The sequence below is a fragment of the Mycobacterium paraense genome, assembly GCF_002101815.1.
GTDB lineage: Bacteria > Actinomycetota > Actinomycetes > Mycobacteriales > Mycobacteriaceae > Mycobacterium > Mycobacterium paraense.
The window spans coordinates 164,818-181,239 of record NZ_LQPM01000007.1 but is presented as its reverse complement, the minus strand read 5'-3'; the positions used below and the strand labels follow the sequence as shown (position 1 = coordinate 181,239).

20 protein-coding genes are annotated in these 16,422 nt (G+C 69.5%); 11 read left to right on the top strand and 9 right to left on the bottom strand.

Annotation, left to right across the window (positions count from 1 at the left end; all coding sequences use genetic code 11):
• Positions 1-53 precede the first annotated feature (53 nt).
• Positions 54-533, bottom strand: a complete 480-nt coding sequence (locus AWB89_RS05810) for a hypothetical protein (RefSeq protein ID WP_085172163.1) — start codon at positions 531-533, stop codon at positions 54-56.
• 172 nt (positions 534-705) lie between these two features.
• Here AWB89_RS05810 and AWB89_RS05805 point away from each other — a divergent pair, with 172 nt between their 5' ends.
• The 5 genes from AWB89_RS05805 to AWB89_RS05785 all read left to right on the top strand — a co-directional run bounded on the left by AWB89_RS05805 (position 706) and on the right by AWB89_RS05785 (position 3,464).
• Entirely contained in the window at positions 706-1,095 is a 390-nt protein-coding gene (locus AWB89_RS05805) for a hypothetical protein (protein ID WP_085172162.1), read from the top strand.
• A 14-nt stretch (positions 1,096-1,109) separates the two neighbouring features.
• Complete coding sequence (locus AWB89_RS05800; RefSeq protein WP_174627811.1) at positions 1,110-1,493, top strand: Mtp family mycobacterial-type pilin; 384 nt, start codon at positions 1,110-1,112, stop codon at positions 1,491-1,493.
• Between the two features lie 78 nt (positions 1,494-1,571).
• Positions 1,572-1,970 carry a VOC family protein gene (locus AWB89_RS05795; RefSeq protein WP_085172161.1) on the top strand — a complete coding sequence of 133 codons (399 nt, stop codon included), beginning with the start codon at positions 1,572-1,574 and terminating at the stop codon, positions 1,968-1,970.
• Positions 1,971-2,287: 317 nt separating this feature from the next.
• Positions 2,288-2,872 (top strand): glycoside hydrolase, encoded by a 585-nt coding sequence (locus AWB89_RS05790; RefSeq protein ID WP_085099527.1) that lies wholly within the window; start codon positions 2,288-2,290, stop codon positions 2,870-2,872.
• A gap of 268 nt (positions 2,873-3,140) precedes the next feature.
• Positions 3,141-3,464: a putative quinol monooxygenase gene (locus tag AWB89_RS05785; protein WP_085172395.1), complete on the top strand. Its 324-nt coding sequence runs from the start codon at positions 3,141-3,143 to the stop codon at positions 3,462-3,464.
• On the opposite strand, the gene AWB89_RS05780 is transcribed toward AWB89_RS05785, so the two are convergent.
• Positions 3,461-4,141: a guanylate cyclase gene (locus AWB89_RS05780; protein WP_085172160.1), complete on the bottom strand. Its 681-nt coding sequence runs from the start codon at positions 4,139-4,141 to the stop codon at positions 3,461-3,463. The two genes, AWB89_RS05785 and AWB89_RS05780, sit on opposite strands and share 4 nt — an antisense overlap.
• Before the next feature lie 205 nt (positions 4,142-4,346).
• On the opposite strand from AWB89_RS05780, the gene AWB89_RS05775 reads away from it, so the two are divergent.
• Complete coding sequence (locus AWB89_RS05775) at positions 4,347-4,556, top strand: hypothetical protein (RefSeq protein ID WP_066966097.1); 210 nt, start codon at positions 4,347-4,349, stop codon at positions 4,554-4,556.
• Here AWB89_RS05775 and AWB89_RS05770 read toward each other — a convergent pair.
• Positions 4,508-5,341, bottom strand: coding sequence for an adenylate/guanylate cyclase domain-containing protein (locus AWB89_RS05770; RefSeq protein ID WP_085172159.1), 834 nt, complete (start codon positions 5,339-5,341; stop codon positions 4,508-4,510). The genes AWB89_RS05775 and AWB89_RS05770 overlap by 49 nt on opposite strands.
• Before the next feature lie 103 nt (positions 5,342-5,444).
• Here AWB89_RS05770 and AWB89_RS05765 point away from each other — a divergent pair, with 103 nt between their 5' ends.
• Together AWB89_RS05765 and gnd are read left to right on the top strand one after the other, a co-directional pair.
• The gene (locus AWB89_RS05765) at positions 5,445-6,851 is read left to right on the top strand and encodes a glucose-6-phosphate dehydrogenase (protein WP_085172393.1); all 1,407 of its coding nucleotides are present in this window, start codon (positions 5,445-5,447) and stop codon (positions 6,849-6,851) included.
• 14 nt (positions 6,852-6,865) lie between these two features.
• Entirely contained in the window at positions 6,866-7,888 is a 1,023-nt protein-coding gene (gene gnd / locus AWB89_RS05760; protein ID WP_085099536.1) for a phosphogluconate dehydrogenase (NAD(+)-dependent, decarboxylating), read from the top strand.
• Positions 7,889-7,983: 95 nt separating this feature from the next.
• On the opposite strand, the gene AWB89_RS05755 is transcribed toward gnd, so the two are convergent.
• Together AWB89_RS05755 and AWB89_RS05750 are read right to left on the bottom strand one after the other, a co-directional pair.
• Complete coding sequence (locus tag AWB89_RS05755) at positions 7,984-8,850, bottom strand: alpha/beta fold hydrolase (protein ID WP_085172158.1); 867 nt, start codon at positions 8,848-8,850, stop codon at positions 7,984-7,986.
• 44 nt (positions 8,851-8,894) lie between these two features.
• The gene (locus AWB89_RS05750) at positions 8,895-10,037 is read right to left on the bottom strand and encodes an amidohydrolase family protein (protein WP_085172157.1); all 1,143 of its coding nucleotides are present in this window, start codon (positions 10,035-10,037) and stop codon (positions 8,895-8,897) included.
• A 117-nt stretch (positions 10,038-10,154) separates the two neighbouring features.
• Between AWB89_RS05750 and AWB89_RS05745 the strand changes: the two genes are divergently transcribed.
• Positions 10,155-10,637 carry a VOC family protein gene (locus AWB89_RS05745; protein WP_085099541.1) on the top strand — a complete coding sequence of 161 codons (483 nt, stop codon included), beginning with the start codon at positions 10,155-10,157 and terminating at the stop codon, positions 10,635-10,637.
• Here the strand turns inward: AWB89_RS05745 and AWB89_RS05740 are convergent.
• Positions 10,627-11,214, bottom strand: a complete 588-nt coding sequence (locus AWB89_RS05740; RefSeq protein WP_085099544.1) for a TetR/AcrR family transcriptional regulator — start codon at positions 11,212-11,214, stop codon at positions 10,627-10,629. The genes AWB89_RS05745 and AWB89_RS05740 overlap by 11 nt on opposite strands.
• A gap of 174 nt (positions 11,215-11,388) precedes the next feature.
• On the opposite strand from AWB89_RS05740, the gene AWB89_RS05735 reads away from it, so the two are divergent.
• Positions 11,389-12,297 (top strand): alpha/beta fold hydrolase, encoded by a 909-nt coding sequence (locus AWB89_RS05735; RefSeq protein WP_085099547.1) that lies wholly within the window; start codon positions 11,389-11,391, stop codon positions 12,295-12,297.
• A 4-nt stretch (positions 12,298-12,301) separates the two neighbouring features.
• Positions 12,302-13,540, top strand: a complete 1,239-nt coding sequence (locus AWB89_RS05730; RefSeq protein WP_085172156.1) for a WS/DGAT domain-containing protein — start codon at positions 12,302-12,304, stop codon at positions 13,538-13,540.
• 3 nt (positions 13,541-13,543) lie between these two features.
• Here the strand turns inward: AWB89_RS05730 and AWB89_RS05725 are convergent, their stop codons facing one another.
• The 3 genes from AWB89_RS05725 to AWB89_RS05715 all read right to left on the bottom strand — a co-directional run bounded on the left by AWB89_RS05725 (position 13,544) and on the right by AWB89_RS05715 (position 16,395).
• Positions 13,544-14,149 (bottom strand): phenylalanine--tRNA ligase subunit alpha, encoded by a 606-nt coding sequence (locus AWB89_RS05725; protein WP_085172155.1) that lies wholly within the window; start codon positions 14,147-14,149, stop codon positions 13,544-13,546.
• Positions 14,146-15,723 carry a pyruvate, phosphate dikinase gene (locus AWB89_RS05720; RefSeq protein WP_241520439.1) on the bottom strand — a complete coding sequence of 526 codons (1,578 nt, stop codon included), beginning with the start codon at positions 15,721-15,723 and terminating at the stop codon, positions 14,146-14,148. Before AWB89_RS05720 ends, AWB89_RS05725 begins: the two co-directional genes overlap by 4 nt.
• A gap of 72 nt (positions 15,724-15,795) precedes the next feature.
• Positions 15,796-16,395 carry an NADPH-dependent F420 reductase gene (locus AWB89_RS05715; protein ID WP_263993293.1) on the bottom strand — a complete coding sequence of 200 codons (600 nt, stop codon included), beginning with the start codon at positions 16,393-16,395 and terminating at the stop codon, positions 15,796-15,798.
• Positions 16,396-16,422 lie beyond the last annotated feature (27 nt).

Here is a 16,422-nt window from a genome sequence, read left to right as displayed (position 1 = left end):
CGCACCGGAGCTGCGTCACTTACTTCGATGGGCGCAATCGGCCGATGAGGCCGCTACGCGATGGCGGGTGCGAGACTGCCCGGCTGCGCCGACTGGCCGCTCAGCTTGGTCAAGGCGAAGCGGTGCGCGATGGGTACGCTGCTGTGGTCCGTATACCCGCAGGCCGCCTCGGTTCGGACGACAACCCTGCTGCCCACTCCCGTGGCGGGGTCCCAGGTCCATTCGTCGAAGCCCCTGTGCACAGAGCCGTCGGGGCAACGCCACGCCGCTGGATTCGGCGGGAAGCTCGCGTGCCACCGATCGGCGTAGAACTGGGCCTGGCCCGAGGTGTTGGAGAAATTGACCTGGACGCAGCCGATCCCGCACGAGGTGGCCTTGAACGTCTGATCTTCGAGGCTGCCATCCGGGAAGTGGAGGTTATACATCCCACTCACCAGCTGGTCGGGCGCCATCGGATCGGCGGACGCCGGTGCTGCGAGCGGGATAGCCACGGTGGCCAGCGCGACGGTCATTATCGCTGGGATCTTCCTCATCGGCGTTCCTAACTGGTAGCCCTCCGGCAGCACAATACGACCATGTCACCGGAAAATACAGGCCCACAAAGAGGTTTGCTGCGATCACCAGTGCTGTCGAAATCCGGCAGGGTGCTTCAACGTCGACGGCAGCGACAGAGCAGGCGGTCGCGCCCGGCGCTAAGGTTGAGCCGTGGTCGCTGCCGAAAGCCGTGCCCCCACGCCAGGCGGACTCGATCCCGACGCCGAGCTCGAGAGGCGCGCGGAGACCATCGCGCTGCGCGAGGGTGAGCTCTCGAGGCGCGAGCGGGTCGCCGACGAACGCGACCTCGTCGCCGATGAGCGGGACCGGATCGCAGACGTCCGCGAGCAGGCGGCCGACGACCGAGAGCGCCAGGCGGATGTCCGCGAGGGCGCGACCGAGCAACGCGAGCGCCAGCGACTGCAACGCGCCGGCCAACGCGAGGAGCGCGCGCACGCCGCCGCCCAACGGGAATCGGCCGAAATCAGGCGCGCGGTCGCGGAAACCCGGCGGCGCCTCCACAAAATCCCGCCGTCCCCGGACCAGGCGGCCGCGCCGTGATGGATTCGAGGGCGATGGCGACGTTGAGGCAGAAGAGTCCGTGGGTTCGGCGGTCCGCGACCCTGCTGCTTGGTTGCGGGTTGGCGTTGTCCGCGTTGGGCCTTGCCCCCTGGGCGCAGGCGGCTCCGGCACCGGTACCCAACAGCCATTGGTGCCCCGGCGATCCGTGGGACCCGGGCTGGGGCAGCGTCTACAACTGGGACTGGCATCAGTGCCACGACTGGCAAGGCCGGCCGGGCCAAAGCGGTCCGGCGGGGTCGGGACCGTGGGGACCCACGATGGGCTGGGCGCCGCCGCAGCCGCCCCCGCCACCGTGGGCGCCCGGCGCCCAGCTGATGTGGAACCCGACCGTCAACGCCTGGGGTTTCTGGAACAACGGAGTCTGGACTCCGGTCTGACCGTGGTTGTCGGAGCCGCCGCCTAGCCTTGCGTCGACGCGGGACACCGCGCACCGCTCGAGGACAGGGGGAGGCTCCATGAAGTTCGTTTCGACCCGCATCATCACCGCCGACGTGAAAAAGCTCGTCGACTTCTACGAGACGGTCACCGAGGTCTCCGCGGTATGGGGCAATGAGCTTTTCGCCGAGATCCCGACGCCCGTCGGGACGCTGGCCATCGGCAGCGACAAGACGGTGCCGCTGTTCGGGGCGGGATCCGCCGAGCCGGCGGCCAACCGCAGCGCGATCGTGGAATTCCTCGTCGAGGACGTGGACGCCGAATACCAGCGGCTGCGCGACCGCGTCGGCGAGGTCGTGACGGAGCCGACCACCATGCCGTGGGGAAACCGCGCGCTGTTGTTCCGCGACCCGGACGGCAACCTGGTCAACCTGTTCACTCCCGTCACCGACGAGGCCCGCGCCAAGTTCGGGGTGTGACTGTCGGTCGCCGATGGCGTGGATGAGGTCGTCCTGGCGGCGTTATGGGTAAGCGCTTCCCGCGACTACTTCGCCGCAAAGCCGTGGCATCACGCCCGACGACACACCGACCGGGTACCTGGCCTGCGCGGCGATTTCGTTCGTCGTCGCCGTCCGTGCGGTGCATGGCGTCAGCGCCAGGGTGCGGAGGCGTTCCAACTCGGCAGCATTCGCATAACGAATTTGCTGGAATGTGGCGAAGGCCATTGTCCAATTTATGCATGACGAACGCCACAAATTTTGGCTCGCAATGAACGTTATTGCTAGCGTGCCTGCCCATGGTTGTACTAGCAACATTGATGGGACTCATCAATCAGGTCTCCGGGACGCCATATATCTCGGGCGGCGATTCTCCCGCTGGGACCGATTGCTCTGGGCTCGCTTCGTGGATCGCCAACGCGGCGACGGACAGGCCGGTCTTCGGCAGCAGGTTCAACACCGGCAACGAAGAGGCCGCGTTGTTGGCGCGGGGATTTCAGTACGGGACCGCCCCCAACGCCTTGGTGATCGGCTGGAACGGCGGCCACACGGCCGTCACCCTGCCGGACGGCACGCCGGTGTCCAGCGGGGAACGCGGCGGCGTGCACATCGGTGGTGCGGGCGCCTACCAGGCCGGATTCACCCACCACATGTTCCTGCCGATGCCGGATGGTGATTTGGCGCTGGCTCCGCCGCCGGACGCGCCCCCGCCACCCGCCGACGCGCCGCCGCCTCCGGCGCCCGACGCGCCACCGCCTCCGGCGCCCGACGCGCCGCCCCCGCCGGTTCTGATCGACGCCGTGGCTCCCGCGCCGCCCGCACCGCCCGCGCCGCCGGCGCCCGACGCGCCGCCGCCCGGCGACCCCGCAATTCCGGCTCAATAACAATTTGGATTGGGCGCGGCTCCGTTTATCCGAATAGGCCGCACCCGCCGCGATTGTGAACCGATCCGGATATTCGCCCCATTGTGGCGTGCGTCACTTCGAGGCTAAATTCGGGGGCGCCCGAATCCGGTACCAAGATTTGCCTGGGCGTCGACGAAGCCGCCCAGGCAATTTTGCTGGGATGGTCGGGCCGACCATTCGTGCCGCGCAGCTGCGGGCGGCACGTATCCTGGCGCTGCTGATCGGAGAGCGGACGCGGGGAGCGGCAATGATCTTTATCGTCGTCAAGTTCGAGACCAAGCCGGAGTGGACCGATCGGTGGCCGGAGCTGGTCTCCGCGTTCACGGCCGCTACCCGCGCCGAGGAGGGCAACCTGTGGTTCGAGTGGTCGCGCAGCCTGGACAACCCGGCCGAGTACGTCCTCGTGGAGGCCTTCCGGGACGGTGATGCGGGAGGCGTCCACGTCAACAGCGATCACTTCAAGCGGGCGATGCGCGAGCTCCCGCAGGCGCTGAAGTCCACCCCCAAGATCATCAACCAGACCATCGACGCCACGGGCTGGTCCGAGATGGGGGAGATGTCGGTCGATTAACCGACGACAACGGCGATTTCATCACCGAGGCGGTACCCCGGGGCAAGCGGGAGCGTGTCACCGCTCCAGAACTTGCCGGGGTCAAACCAATTCGTGTCCTTGTCCGTGACGAGCAAGCCCATTTCCTCGTAGGTGATCGCCACGGTCTCCGCGCAGTACGCGGTCTCCAGGCTCATCTTGCGTGCTTGCCGGCGGCGCTGGGATTGCTCGCGAACCTTCCTGTCTACCAACGGGATCCCGCGCACCCAGTCGTTGATCGTCGGTAGCCGGCCGCGAAACCACCGGCCGGTCAGCCGGGCGGTGGTCGGAAACGCGGTGCCGTCCATCCGCGCGATGACCCGAAGCAGCTCGTTCTCCTGCTCGCGGGTGGCGTACGGCGTGAGCTGGCGCAACCAGCACCGCTGCTGATAGCGGCCGGTCCATTGCTGGACGGCTTCGCGAAGATCGTTGAGCTGCACCCCGCGGTGGTTGGTGCCGGTCCACACGTCGACGAGCTTGTCGCCCAGTTCGGCATGCCAGATCAACGGAGGCAGGTCGTCGATGGCCACGGTCATGCCGACGTGGTTCACCGGACTGTTCGTCAGGGTCTGGATGGCGCGGTCGGGTCGCGAGCGGCCGCGAAACAGCCAGAGGTCGCCGGTCCGCGTCTCTTCCACGGCCTGGTCCAGTGTCAGCATGGAAGTCCGCTCATCCCTTGGAGTTTCGCCTTTGTCGTCTTCAGCACGTCGAGACCATGAGTTCGGGTTCCAGCCATCCTTGCATGCCTTTCCATCGGTCTCGCGGGATCTGGTAGTCGGTGTGGGCGACCGATACCGCTACCGGCTCCGGTGACGACGGCGACCTTGTCGCGAAGGGTGTCCATTGCGGAATAGCCTGTCAACCATGCGCAGCGTTTGGAAGTGGATCGGCCTGGCCGGTGTTGCCGGCGTCGTCGCCGGGGGAGTGCTGGTAGCCCGCGACCAACGCAAGCGACGGGCCTACACCGCCGACGAGATCCGCGCGCGGCTGCATCAGCGGCTGGCCGAATCCGACGGGGAGAGGTTTCAGTCCAAGTCGGGCTCGGCCTCGGGTTCGACGGCGAACAAGCGGTAGCTGCCCGAGAACCCTTTCAGCTCCACCTCGCGGCCTTCGTCGAACCGGATGCCGTCGCAGTCGGCGACGGCGTCCCGCACCGGTTCGCTCACCAGGGTCTGGCCACCGACGGCTTCGGCGGCGACCCGCGCGGCCATCGCGACGTTGCGCCCGAACAGGTCGTCGCCGCGTCGCACCGAGCGGCCCATGTGGATGCCGATCCGAACCCGAATCTCCTCGCCCCGCTTGCGTTTTCCGTTGTTGTGCAGCGCGTGCTGGATGTCGAGGCCGCACCGCACCGCCTCCTCGGCGCGCGAGAAGGCGATCATGTAGCCGTCCCCCTGACTTTTCACCACGTGCCCCGACCGGCGCCGCACCAGCCCCGAAACCAGCTTGTCGTGCGAGCCGATCAGCTTGACCCAGGCCCGGTCGCCGATCCGCTCGTTGAGCGCGGTGGACTCCTCGATGTCGGAGAACAGGATCACCACGCGGCCGTCCGGGGTGACGCGGGCCAGGTCGGGCCGCTCCACCTCGGCCCAGTCGGCGAGGTCCTCGATCGAGCTGCGCACCGCGGCGCCGAAGCCCTCCTTGCGCATCACGTTGGCCGCGTTCCACACCCTTTTGACGGCCTCGCGGCCGCCCGACAGCAGCTGGGTGCGCGCGTCGGTCCGGTGCTGTAGCTCCTCGATCTCGCGGCGTCCGCGCACGAGCAGGACCGAGAGAACGGCGATCGCGACGGCTTCGATCGCGGCGATCCCGGCCAGGACGTAGACCGCGACATGCAGCAGGTCACCCACGCTTGGCATCCTGCCAAAGGCCCGGTCGGCTTCGGGTTGTCGGGCCCAAATGCAATGTCTAGGGTTGAGCACGGGCCGCCGCGGGTAGCGAATCTCAAGGGAGGTGCGCGTCTTGGCCGACGGTGATGGTTCTTCGAATCTGCTGGTGATCTTCGGGATTACCGGCGATCTGGCCCGCAAGATGACCTACCGCGCGTTGTACCGGCTCGAGTCGCGGGGCCTGCTCAAGTGCCCGATCATCGGGGTGGCCAGTGACGACATGTCGGTCGAGCAGTTGGCCGAGCGGGCGCGCGACGCCATCAAGGCATCCGGGGAGAACCTCGACGACGCGGTGTTCAAGCGCCTGGCGGGCCGGTTGTCGTACCTGCACGGCGACGTCACCGACCCCGAGCTGTACAAAGAGCTCGCCAAGCGGGTCGGCAGCGACTGCCGTCCGCTGTACTACCTGGAGATGCCGCCGTCGCTGTTCGCGCCGATCGTCGAAAACCTTGCGAAGGTCGACCTGCTGGAGTGCGCGCGCGTCGCGGTGGAGAAGCCGTTCGGGCACGACCTCGCCTCCGCACGCGACCTGAACGCCCGGTTGCGCGCGGTGCTGGACGAGGACCAAATCCTGCGCGTGGACCACTTTTTGGGCAAACAGCCCGTCGAGGAACTGCAATACCTGCGGTTCGCCAACAACGGCCTGGCCAAGGTGTGGGACCGCGACAGCATCTCCGAGATCCACATCACGATGGCCGAGGACTTCGGCATCGAGGACCGCGGCAAGTTCTACGACGCGGTCGGCGCGCTGCGCGACGTGGTGCAAAACCACCTGCTGCAGGTGCTCGCGCTGGTGGCGATGGAGCCCCCCGTCGGCCCGAGCGACGACGACCTGAACGACAAGAAGGCCGAGGTGTTCCGGGCCATGCCGGCGCTGGATCCGGAGCGCTGCGTGCGTGGGCAATACCGCGGCTATACCGACGTCGCCGGGGTGGCGAAGGATTCACAGACCGAGACCTACATCGCGCTGCGGACCGAGATCGACAACTGGCGCTGGGCCGGGGTGCCGATCTTCCTGCGCGCCGGCAAGGCGCTGCCCGAAAAGGTCACCGAGGTCCGGATGTTCCTCCATCACGTACCCGGGTTCTCCTTTCTGCCCAACCGCCGGCCGCCGGAGCCCAACCAGATCGTGCTGCGCATCGACCCCGACCCGGGGATGCGCCTGCAGCTGTCCGCCCAGGTCGGCAACTCCTGGCACGACGTCCACCTCGATTCGTCGTTCGCCGAAGACCTCGGCGAGGCCGTGCGGCCCTACGAACGGCTCCTGTACGCCGCGTTCACCGGCGACCGGCAGCTCTTCGCCCGAGAGGACGCCATCGAGGAAACCTGGCGGATCGTGCAGCCGGTGCTGGACAAGCCCGGCCGCATCCATCACTACGATCCCGGCTCCTGGGGACCGGAGGCAGCGCAGTCGCTGCTGCACGGTCATCACAGTTGGCAGGAGCCGTGGCTGCCCCACACCAAGCAGACGAAAGACTAAGGAGACGGGACACGATGCAGCTAGGGATGATCGGCCTGGGCCGCATGGGCGCCAACATCGTTCGGCGGGTGGCCAAGGGGGGCCACGAGTGCGTGGTGTACGACCACAGCCCCGACGCCGTCAAGGCGATGGCCGGCGAGGACAACACCATCGGGGTGTCCTCGCTGCAAGAGCTCGCCGAGAAACTCTCCACCCCGCGGGTGGTCTGGGTGATGGTGCCGGCCGGGACCATCACCACGGGCGTGATCGACGAACTGGCCAAGACCCTGGAGTCCGGTGACATCGTCATCGACGGCGGCAACTCCTACTACCGCGACGACATCACGCACGCAAAGAAGTTGGCGGAGAACGGCATTCGCCTGCTGGACTGCGGCACCAGCGGCGGGGTGTGGGGCCGCGAACGCGGCTACTGCCTGATGATCGGCGGCGACGACGACGCGTTCGAGCACGCCGAGCCGATCTTCGCCACGGTCGCGCCCGGGGTGGACGCGGCGCCGCGCACGCCCGGCCGCGACGGCGAAATCGCGCAAGCGGAAAAGGGTTATCTGCACTGCGGCCCGTCGGGGGCGGGGCACTTCGTGAAGATGGTGCACAACGGGATCGAGTACGGGATGATGGCGTCGCTCGCCGAGGGGCTGAACATCCTGCGCAACGCCGACATCGGCAAGCAGATCCAGCAAGGCGACGCCGAAACCGCGCCGCTGTCGAATCCCGAGTTCTACCAGTACGACTTCGACATCCCGGACGTCGCCGAGGTGTGGCGGCGAGGCAGCGTCATCGGCTCCTGGCTGCTGGACCTGACCGCGATCGCGCTGCACCAATCGCCCGAGCTGAAGGAGTTCTCCGGGCGGGTCTCCGACTCCGGGGAGGGCCGCTGGACCGCGATCGCGGCGATCGACGAGGGCGTCCCCTCGCCGGTGCTGACGACCGCGCTGCAGTCCCGCTTCGCCTCGCGTTCACTCGACGACTTCGCCAACAAGGCGCTGTCGGCGATGCGCAAGCAATTCGGTGGGCACGCGGAGAAGCCCGCTAACTAACCTCGTTCGATCTCGCGGCGCGTCGAGCGTGCATTTCACGACGGTTTCGCGGCGTGTCTCGTCGCAAATTGCACATTCGGAGAATTCGGGTATTGCTAACCGCGCTCCACGAAGGCGACGACGGCCTCGCTGAACGCGTCGTTGTCGTCGCCGGCCGCGGTGTGCCCCGCGTTGGACAGCTCGACGAACTCGGCGCGCGGCACCTGCGTCAGGAAATGCTGGACGCCCTCGGGGCTGACGACGTCGGACAGCTTCCCGCGGATCAGCAGGACCGGGATGCTCAGGTTGGTCGCGGCGTGCTCGAACTTTTCGGTGCGCAGCTCCGGGTCGTCGCCGGGCTTGGTCATGAACGCCGGGTCCCAGTGCCAATACCAGCGGCCGTCGCGCAGCCGCAGGTTCTTCTTCAGCCCCTCGGGGCTGCGCGGCTTTTTCCGGTAGGGCAGGTAGGCGGCGACGGCGTCGGCGGCCTGCTCCAGCGTTTCGAACCCGTCGAGGCCGCTGAACATGAAATCGCGGATGCGGGCGCTGCCGCCCTTCTCGAACCGGGGCACCACGTCGACGAGCACCAGTTTCGTCACCCGCTCTGGGCCGGCGCGGTCGGCGGCGAGGATGCCGGTCAGCCCGCCCATGCTGGCGCCGATGATGGCCACCGGCCGGCCAATGGCGTCCAGGACGTGCATGACGTCGGTGGTCAGCGTCTCGACGTCGTAGTCGGCATCGGGTGCGCGCTCGCTGTCCCCGTGACCCCTGGAGTCCAGCGCGACGACGTGAAACCCGTCGTCGGCCAGGATCTGGCCGGTGTTCTTCCAGGAGAACCTGTTCTGTCCGCCGCCGTGCAACATCAGGATGGTGGGCCGGTCGGCCGCCGCGGCCGAGCCGCGGTTCCACTCGTCGGCGACGAGGGTGATCCCGTTGTGGCCGGAAAACTCGACCGTCTCATTGGTGCTGCTCACGGCGCTCACGGGGGTCCTCTCGATAGATCGCCCCTCGACGTTACCTAGGCAATCTATTCACCGCCGACGTGGGCCCCCGGCGGCAGCGGCGCGTCGGGGAACAGCTCGGCGAAGCTGCCGAACAGGATGCGGTCTTTGGTCTTGGCGTCGACGCCGTCGAACAGCCGCCGCAGTGTCGCCTGCGTGTGGCCGAAGGTGCCCTCGATGTGCGGGTAGTCGCTGCCCCACAGCACGTTGGTGAAACCCATCGCCGTCACGGCCGCGACGGCCGACGAGTCGTGCTGGAACGACGCGTACACCTGCGAGTAGATGATCTCCCGCGGACCCCGCTTGAGCTTGGGCCGCACCACCATTGCGTGCTGGCGATAGCCCTCCTCCATCCGGTCGGCGATGAACGGCACCCAGGTGGCACCGCCCTCCGACACCAGCACCTTCAGGTCGGCGTGCCGATCCAGGGCGCCCGACGCGACCAGCTTGACCACCGCCCGCTGCCCGCCGAACGACGTTTCGGTGTAGTTCAGCACCGCGCCGCCCGGGCCGTGGTACGTCACACCGATCGAGTTGCCCGCGGCGAAATCGATTGGCTCGGTGCCGATGTGGAACGCGATCACCATGCCGGCGTCCTCGGCGGCCGCCCACAACGGCTCCCACTCCTCGCGGTGGTAGTCGCGCTGCGCCGGGTGCGGCGTGACCGGAAGGAACACCGCATTGAATCCCATTGCGGCGCAACGGCCCAGCTCGGCGACCGCGTCGTCGATGTCCATGGTCGACACCTGCGCCGTCGGGATGAGCCGCGGCGAGCGATCCATGAGGGTTTCCTTGGCCCAGTCGTTGGAGGCCCGCAGCGCCTCGCGGAGCAGCTCGGGCGTGCGAAACGACCCGCACCACATGCCCAGCGACGGGAACACCAGCTCCGCCCAGATGCCCTCGTCGTCGAGGTCGGCGAGTCGTTTGTCGACGTCGCGTGAGCCCGCTGCGGCGACCGTGGCGGCCATGAACTCCTGCTGGGCGGGGCTGGGCAGGCGCCGCCGGAACACCTGGCCGTCGACGTGGATGGTTTCCCACCGGCCGTCGGGGTCCTTCTCGGTCCGCGGCACTCGCTCGGCCAGCCGCCGCGGCAGCCGCGAGCTCCACAGGTCCTCGGGCTCGAGGAAGTGCGAGTCGCCCGAGTTGGCCCACAGCTTCGGGGCGGTCATAGTCGAATATTAGAATCTCGTTCTAATACTGTCAATGCTCCGCGATGGCGCGATGAGTTCTCGCCGCCGCCGCGGTCTATCACTGAAACCGACCACCAACGACTGAAGGAGCTGCCCATGCCCGCGATCACGCCCTCGCTGTGGTTCGACCACAACCTGGAGGAGGCGGCGGAGTTTTACACCTCGGTGTTCCCCAACTCGCGCATCGAGGGCTTCAACCGGACCACCGAGGCCGGCCCGGGGGAGCCGGGAACGGTGTTGTCCGGAAGTTTCGTGCTGGACGGCAACCGGTTCATCGGCATCAACGGCGGGCCGCACTTTTCGTTCAGCGAGGCGGTGTCCTTCACGATCCACTGCAAGGACCAGGACGAGGTCGACTACTACTGGGAGCGGCTGACCGACGGCGGCGAGGAATCGCAGTGCGGCTGGTGCAAGGACCGCTTCGGCCTGAGCTGGCAGATCGTCCCGGATCGGCTCTACGAGTTGATCGGCGACCCGGACCGCGCCCGTGCGGCGGCGGCCACGCGGGCGATGTACGGCATGCGCAAGATCGTCGTCGCCGACCTGGAGCGCGCCGTCGCGGGCGAGGTCACTCGGTAAGCCGGCCGATCCACTCGATCGTCGCGTCGGTGATGGCCGGCACCTCGTCGGGGTCCTCGCAGGCCGCGACCATCAGCGACGACTCGGCCATCGTCGCCACCAGGATGCGGCTCAGGAGTTGCCCGCGCACCGACGCGTCCAGCTGAAGCACCGCCATCCAGCGGCGGAAGGCGGCCTGCATGCGGTCGCGGCGGGCGACCTCGAACCCCGGCGGCGTGTCCCCCGACGTCAGCACCCGGGCCAGCCGCCGGTTCTCCCACATCGCCTCGAGGTACGCCCGCACGTGCAGTTCGAAGACGTGCCGCGGCTCGGCCGCATCACCGGCCTGCCGCATCGCCTCTTCGATGCGGCGGTCGACGGCGGTGGCCATCTGCTCGAAGATCGCCAGGAACAGCTCGTTCTTGCCGCCGAAGTGGTGGTAGATGCTGCCGACGCTGGCGCCCGAACCGGAAACCACATCGGCCATCGTCGCCGCGGTGAATCCCCTGGTCGCGAAGACCTCCGTGGCCGCGTCGAGGATCCGCTGCTGGGTGGCGCCGGTCTTGGCCCACCGACGGGCCTGCGTGGGGGTCGCCATACCCCAGACGCTATCAGTAGCGCGCAGCGGATCCGAAAGATATTGCGGCCGTGGGGATCTCGTTAGTCTCCGCCCGGGGTCGGTGCGTTCTGAGTGAACAGGCGTTAGGTTGGTCGGTGCGGACGCCCGCCTATGAGGGAGTGAACATGGCTGACGACACCGAGCGAGCCCCCGATGAGTGGTGAACCGGGCTGGCTCGACGTGCCCGGCCCGGCCGGGAATCTGAAGGCCCTGACCTGGGGACCGCCGGACGCCCCGATCGCGCTGTGCCTGCACGGCTTCCCCGACACCGCCTACGGATGGCGCAAGCTCGCGCCGCGACTCGTCGAGTCGGGGTGGCGGGTCGTCGCGCCGTTCATGCGGGGATACGCGCCATCGTCACTCCCGGCGGACGGCGATTTCCACGTCGGCGCGCTGATGGACGACGCCCTGCGGGTGCGCTCGGCCGCGGGCGGCACGGAGCGCGATGTCGTGATCGGCCACGACTGGGGCGCGATGGCCGCGACCGGCCTGGCCGCGATGCCCGACAGCCCGTTCGCCAAGGCCGTGATCATGTCGGTGCCGGTGTCCGCGGGATTTCGCCGGCGCGGCAGCGCGGCCGACCGGCTGCGGCTGCTCGGCCAGCTGCCGCCGCAGCTGGTGCGCAGCTGGTACATCCTGTACTTCCAATTGCCTTGGCTGCCAGAACGTTCCGCGTCGTGGGTGCTGCCGCTGCTGTGGCGGCGGTGGTCGCCGGGCTACCGCGCCGACGAGGACCTGCGCCACGTCGACGCGGCCATCGGCACGCCGGAGAGCTGGCGGGCGGCGCTCGGAACGTACCGGGCGACGATCCGCCACCCGCGGCCGCCGGCGGAGTATGCCGACCTGAACCGGCTGTGGACCCAAGAGCCGCTGCTGCCGTGCCTCTATCTGCATGGGCGCGACGACGGTTGCATGACATCGGCTTTCACCCGCTGGACGGAAAAGGCGCTGCCCGCGGGCAGTGAGGTCGCCATCGTCGAGCACGCCGGGCATTTCCTGCAGCTCGAACAGCCGGACAAGGTCGCCAACCTGGTGCTGACGTTCATCGGCTCACCCGGCTGACACCATGGCGGCGCGACGGATGGCCGCGGTCGACGCGCAGTTCTACTGGATGTCGGCCAAAATCCCCAGCGACGAGTTCCTGCTCTACGCGTTCGACGGCGAACCCGCGGATTGCGTGGGCGCCGCCGAGCGGGTGTGCGCCCGGGCGCGCGCCTGCCCGGACCTGACGATGCGGGTCCGCGAGCGCGGCCGGCTGGCCTACCCGCAGTGGGTGCCCGCCGCCGTCGGCCCCCAGTGGGTGGTCCGCCACGACCTGTCCGACCCGGGCTGGCGGGAGTGCCTGGCGGCCGTCGTCGCCCTCGCCGACGACCAGCTGGACGTTCGGGTGATGCCGTGGCGGCTGCACGTGTTCACCCCGGTGTTCGGCATCCCGGGCGTTTCGGGGCCGGGCTGCGTCGCGGTCATGCAGGTCGCCCACCCGCTGGCCGACGGCGCCCGCGCCTCGGCGATGGCGGCGTGGCTGTTCGGGCGCGCGGCCCCGGTGCCGACGGTGGCGGCGCCGTCGGCGGGGTTCCTGCCCTGGCGGGCCGCCGTGGCGGCGCGCGCCCATCGCGGGCTCGTCCGCGACACGGAGGCCGGATTGCTGGCGCCGGGGGCCGGGTCGCGGCCGCCGCAACCCACCAACGCCGCGGGTGGCACCCGCTCGGTGCGCACGCTGGTGCGGCGCCGTTCGCAATTGCGCGGGCCCACCGTCACCGTCGGGGTGCTGGCGGCGGTGTCCACGGCGCTGTCCGGATTGCTCGGTGCCGGGTCCGACACGCTGGGCGCCGAAGTGCCGATGGCCAAACCCGGTGCGCCGCAGGCGAATAATCACTTCGGCAACGTGGTCGTCGGGCTGTACCCGAAGCTCGACCCGGCCGCGCGGCTGGAGCGGATCGCGACCGACCTGGCGAACGGCCGGCGCCGCTTCGCCCACCCGGCGACCCGGTCCGCCGACCGGGCCTTCGCCGCGGTGCCCGCGGCGCTGCTGTGTTGGGGCGTCGCGCAGTTCGATCCCTTTGCCCGGCCCACGCAGGTGGCGGGAAACACCGTGGTGTCCAGCGTCAACCGCGGGCCCGCCGACCTGAGGTTCGGCGGCGCCCGGGTGGTGCTGACGGCCGGATACCCGGCCCTGTCGCCGGCGATGGGGTTGACCCATGGGGTGCACGGCATCGGCGACACCATAGCGATCAGCGTGCACGCCGCCGAGTCGGCCGTCCCCGACATCGACGCATACCTCGAGCTGCTCGACGCGGCGCTATGAAAGCTATTGCGCGTCTTCGGATCTGGCCGCCTCGGCGCGGGTCAGGCCGACGGCGCCGATCAGTTCCTCGTGCAACTCGAACCACACGGTGTGGTAGGAGTCGATGAGCGGCCTGCTCAGCCAGGCGGTGTCGCCGGCCTTGACCTTGTCCAGGGCGGCAAGCAATTTCGCCGCGTAGGCGCCGAGCCGAGGCAACTGGGCCGCGGCCGCCTCGATGATCGGCACCACCCGCGCGTGCACCCGGTCGAGGCGGGCCAGCACCGCGGCGTCATACTCGGCGTCGTCGTGGGCGTTGGGCGCGCCGCCCTTGACCTGCCAATCGGTGACCAGCTCCTTGAAATCGGTGTTCACCGACCGAAACTCGCGGTAGGCGGCGGCCATCGCGCCCGGGTCGAGGCCCCGGCGCTCCTCGGCCAGCAACGCCTCGAGCCGGGTGCGGCCGCTGGGGCTGATCCGCAGGGTCGCGTCGTCGACCAGCAGCCCCGCCGCGGTGAGCCGCTCGACGACGCCGGCGATGTCACCGGGATCCCGGCCCAGCGTCGCGGCCAGCTCGGCGGCGCGCACCCGACCCTTCAGCCGGATCGCCTGCAGCACAGCCAGTTCGGTCATCCGGCGACCTCGGCCGTCAGCCGGATCGCGGTCAGCATGACGGTCAGCGGGTTCGCGGAGACCACGTCGGTGTGGCCGGCCTCGAGCGCGGCACGCACCGCCGCGTCGGAGGTGTCGTCCAGCCGCGGGTGTTCGCCGCCGGCGTGGGCGCGCAGCGGGCTGATGCGCCGTGCGATGTCGGCCAGCTCGCGCAGCTCCGGCGTGTCGCTCTCCGACCAGGCCGACGCGCTCAGATCGCCTTCCCGCACTTCGCCTTCGTAGCCGTCGACGGTGATCTGCTTGCCGGCCAGCGCCGCGGCGGCGCCGCGCCCGCAGCCCACCACCGCCACCCGGCCGAGCTCGCGGCTGACCACCGCCGCGTGGCTGGCCGCGCCGCCGACCTCGGTGACGATGCCCTGCGCGGACAGCATGCCCAGGACGTCCTCCGGCCTGGTGTGGTCACGCACCAGGATGACGCGCTCGCCGCGGTCGGCGGCGGCCAGCGCCTCGTCGACGTCGACATACGCCGTGCCCGATGCCACGCCCGGGCAGGCGGCCAGCCCGCTGGCCAGAAGCGGTGCAGCCAAACGTGTTTCGGGCTGCAAGGCGGGCAGCAACAGAGCCGCGACGTGCGCGGGTGTCACCCGGCGCAGCGCCTCGGCGTCGTCGATGAGCCCCTCGCGGCGCAGCTGCAGGGCCAGGCGCACCGCGGCCTGCGCCGAGAGCTCGGCCACCCGCGTCTGCAGCAGCCACAGCTCGCCGGCGTCGACGGTGAATTCGATCTCCTGGATCTCACAGGCGAGCCGCTCGAGGCCGCGCGCGGCGTCGGTCAGCCGGTCGTAGACGGCCGGTTGCTCGTCCCGCAGGGCCGAAATCGGCGCGACGTCAACCAATCCCGACACCACGTCGTCGCCCTGGCCGCCGGGCAGCCATTCACCGAAGGGCTCGTCGGCGCCGGTGATGGGGTTGCGCGAGCAGAACACTCCGGCGCCGGAACCGGGGCCGCGGTTGCCGAACACCATCGCCTGCACGACGACGGCGGTGCCGCGGCCGTCGTCGAGGCCGTAGTGGGCGCGGTAGGCGACCGCGCGGGGCGAATCCCACGAGGCGAACACCGCCTCGATGCCGGCCCGCAGCTGCGCGGAGGGGTCGGCGGGCGCGGGTTGCCCGACGACCCGCTCGTACATGGTGGTGAACCGCCGCCGGGTGTCGCGGGCGAACCGCGGGCCGCCCTCGGCGGCGAGCGCCGCCTCGACCGCGTCGTCGATGCCCACGTCCAGGATGGTGTCCATCATGCCGGGCATCGAATGGGTGGCGCCCGAGCGCACGCTGACCAGCAGCGGCCGGGGGCCGCGGCCGAACGTGCGGGCGGTCTCCGCCTCCAGCCAGCGCATCCGGTCGAGCACGTCGTCCCAAATCGCGTCCATCGTCGTGGCGGGCCCGGCCAGGTAGTCGCGGCCCACCTCGGTGGTGATGCAGAACGCCGGGGGCACCGGCAGCTGCTGCCGGCGCATCGCGTCGATGCCGTGGCCCTTGTTGCCCAGCAGTTCGCGCGGGTGACGCGCGGCGCCGTCCAGCTTGACCACGGGATTGATGCGGGTCGTGGTGTACCCCCTCGTCGTGCGGCCCGGCCGTCGGGACCTTCCCGGCAGGCCCCGACGAGTATGTCAGGACCGCCCGCGCAGCAGCCCGAAACCGAAGTGCGTGCCCAGCCCGCGGCGCAGGGCCAGCTGAATCCACAGCAGGCCGTAGGGCTCGAGGAGCCGCGCCATCGTCAGGTCGCCGACGTCGACGGTCTCGAAACCGAGCTCGCCGACCAGGTCCGCGGTCACCGACTTGGCCGCGTCGTCGTCGCCACAGATGAACATGACGGGTGTGCCCGGCAACTGCGGCCCGTCCATCATCGGGGCGCCGATCTGGTTCATCGCCTTGCAGACCAGGGCGCCGGGCGCCCACTTCGCCACTTCTTCCGCCCCGGAGGTGACCAACCCGACCTCGAGCGCGGCCAGGTCGGGGGTCAGCGGATTGGTGCAGTCGATGAGGACCTTGCCCGCGAGGTCGCCGCAGCCGCGCACCGCCGCCCGGGTGCCCTGCCACGGCGTGCACAGCACCACGACATCGGCTGCGCCGGTGGCGAATTCGTTGGTCTCGACGGCGTCGAGCGACGCGTACTTGGGGTCGTCGGGATCGCGGACGCCGAACATGACGCGGTGGCCCCGGTGGCGCCACGCGGTGCCCAGCGCGTTGCCGACATTGCCGGCTCCGATGATCGCGATCTTGATGCCGCGCTCCTT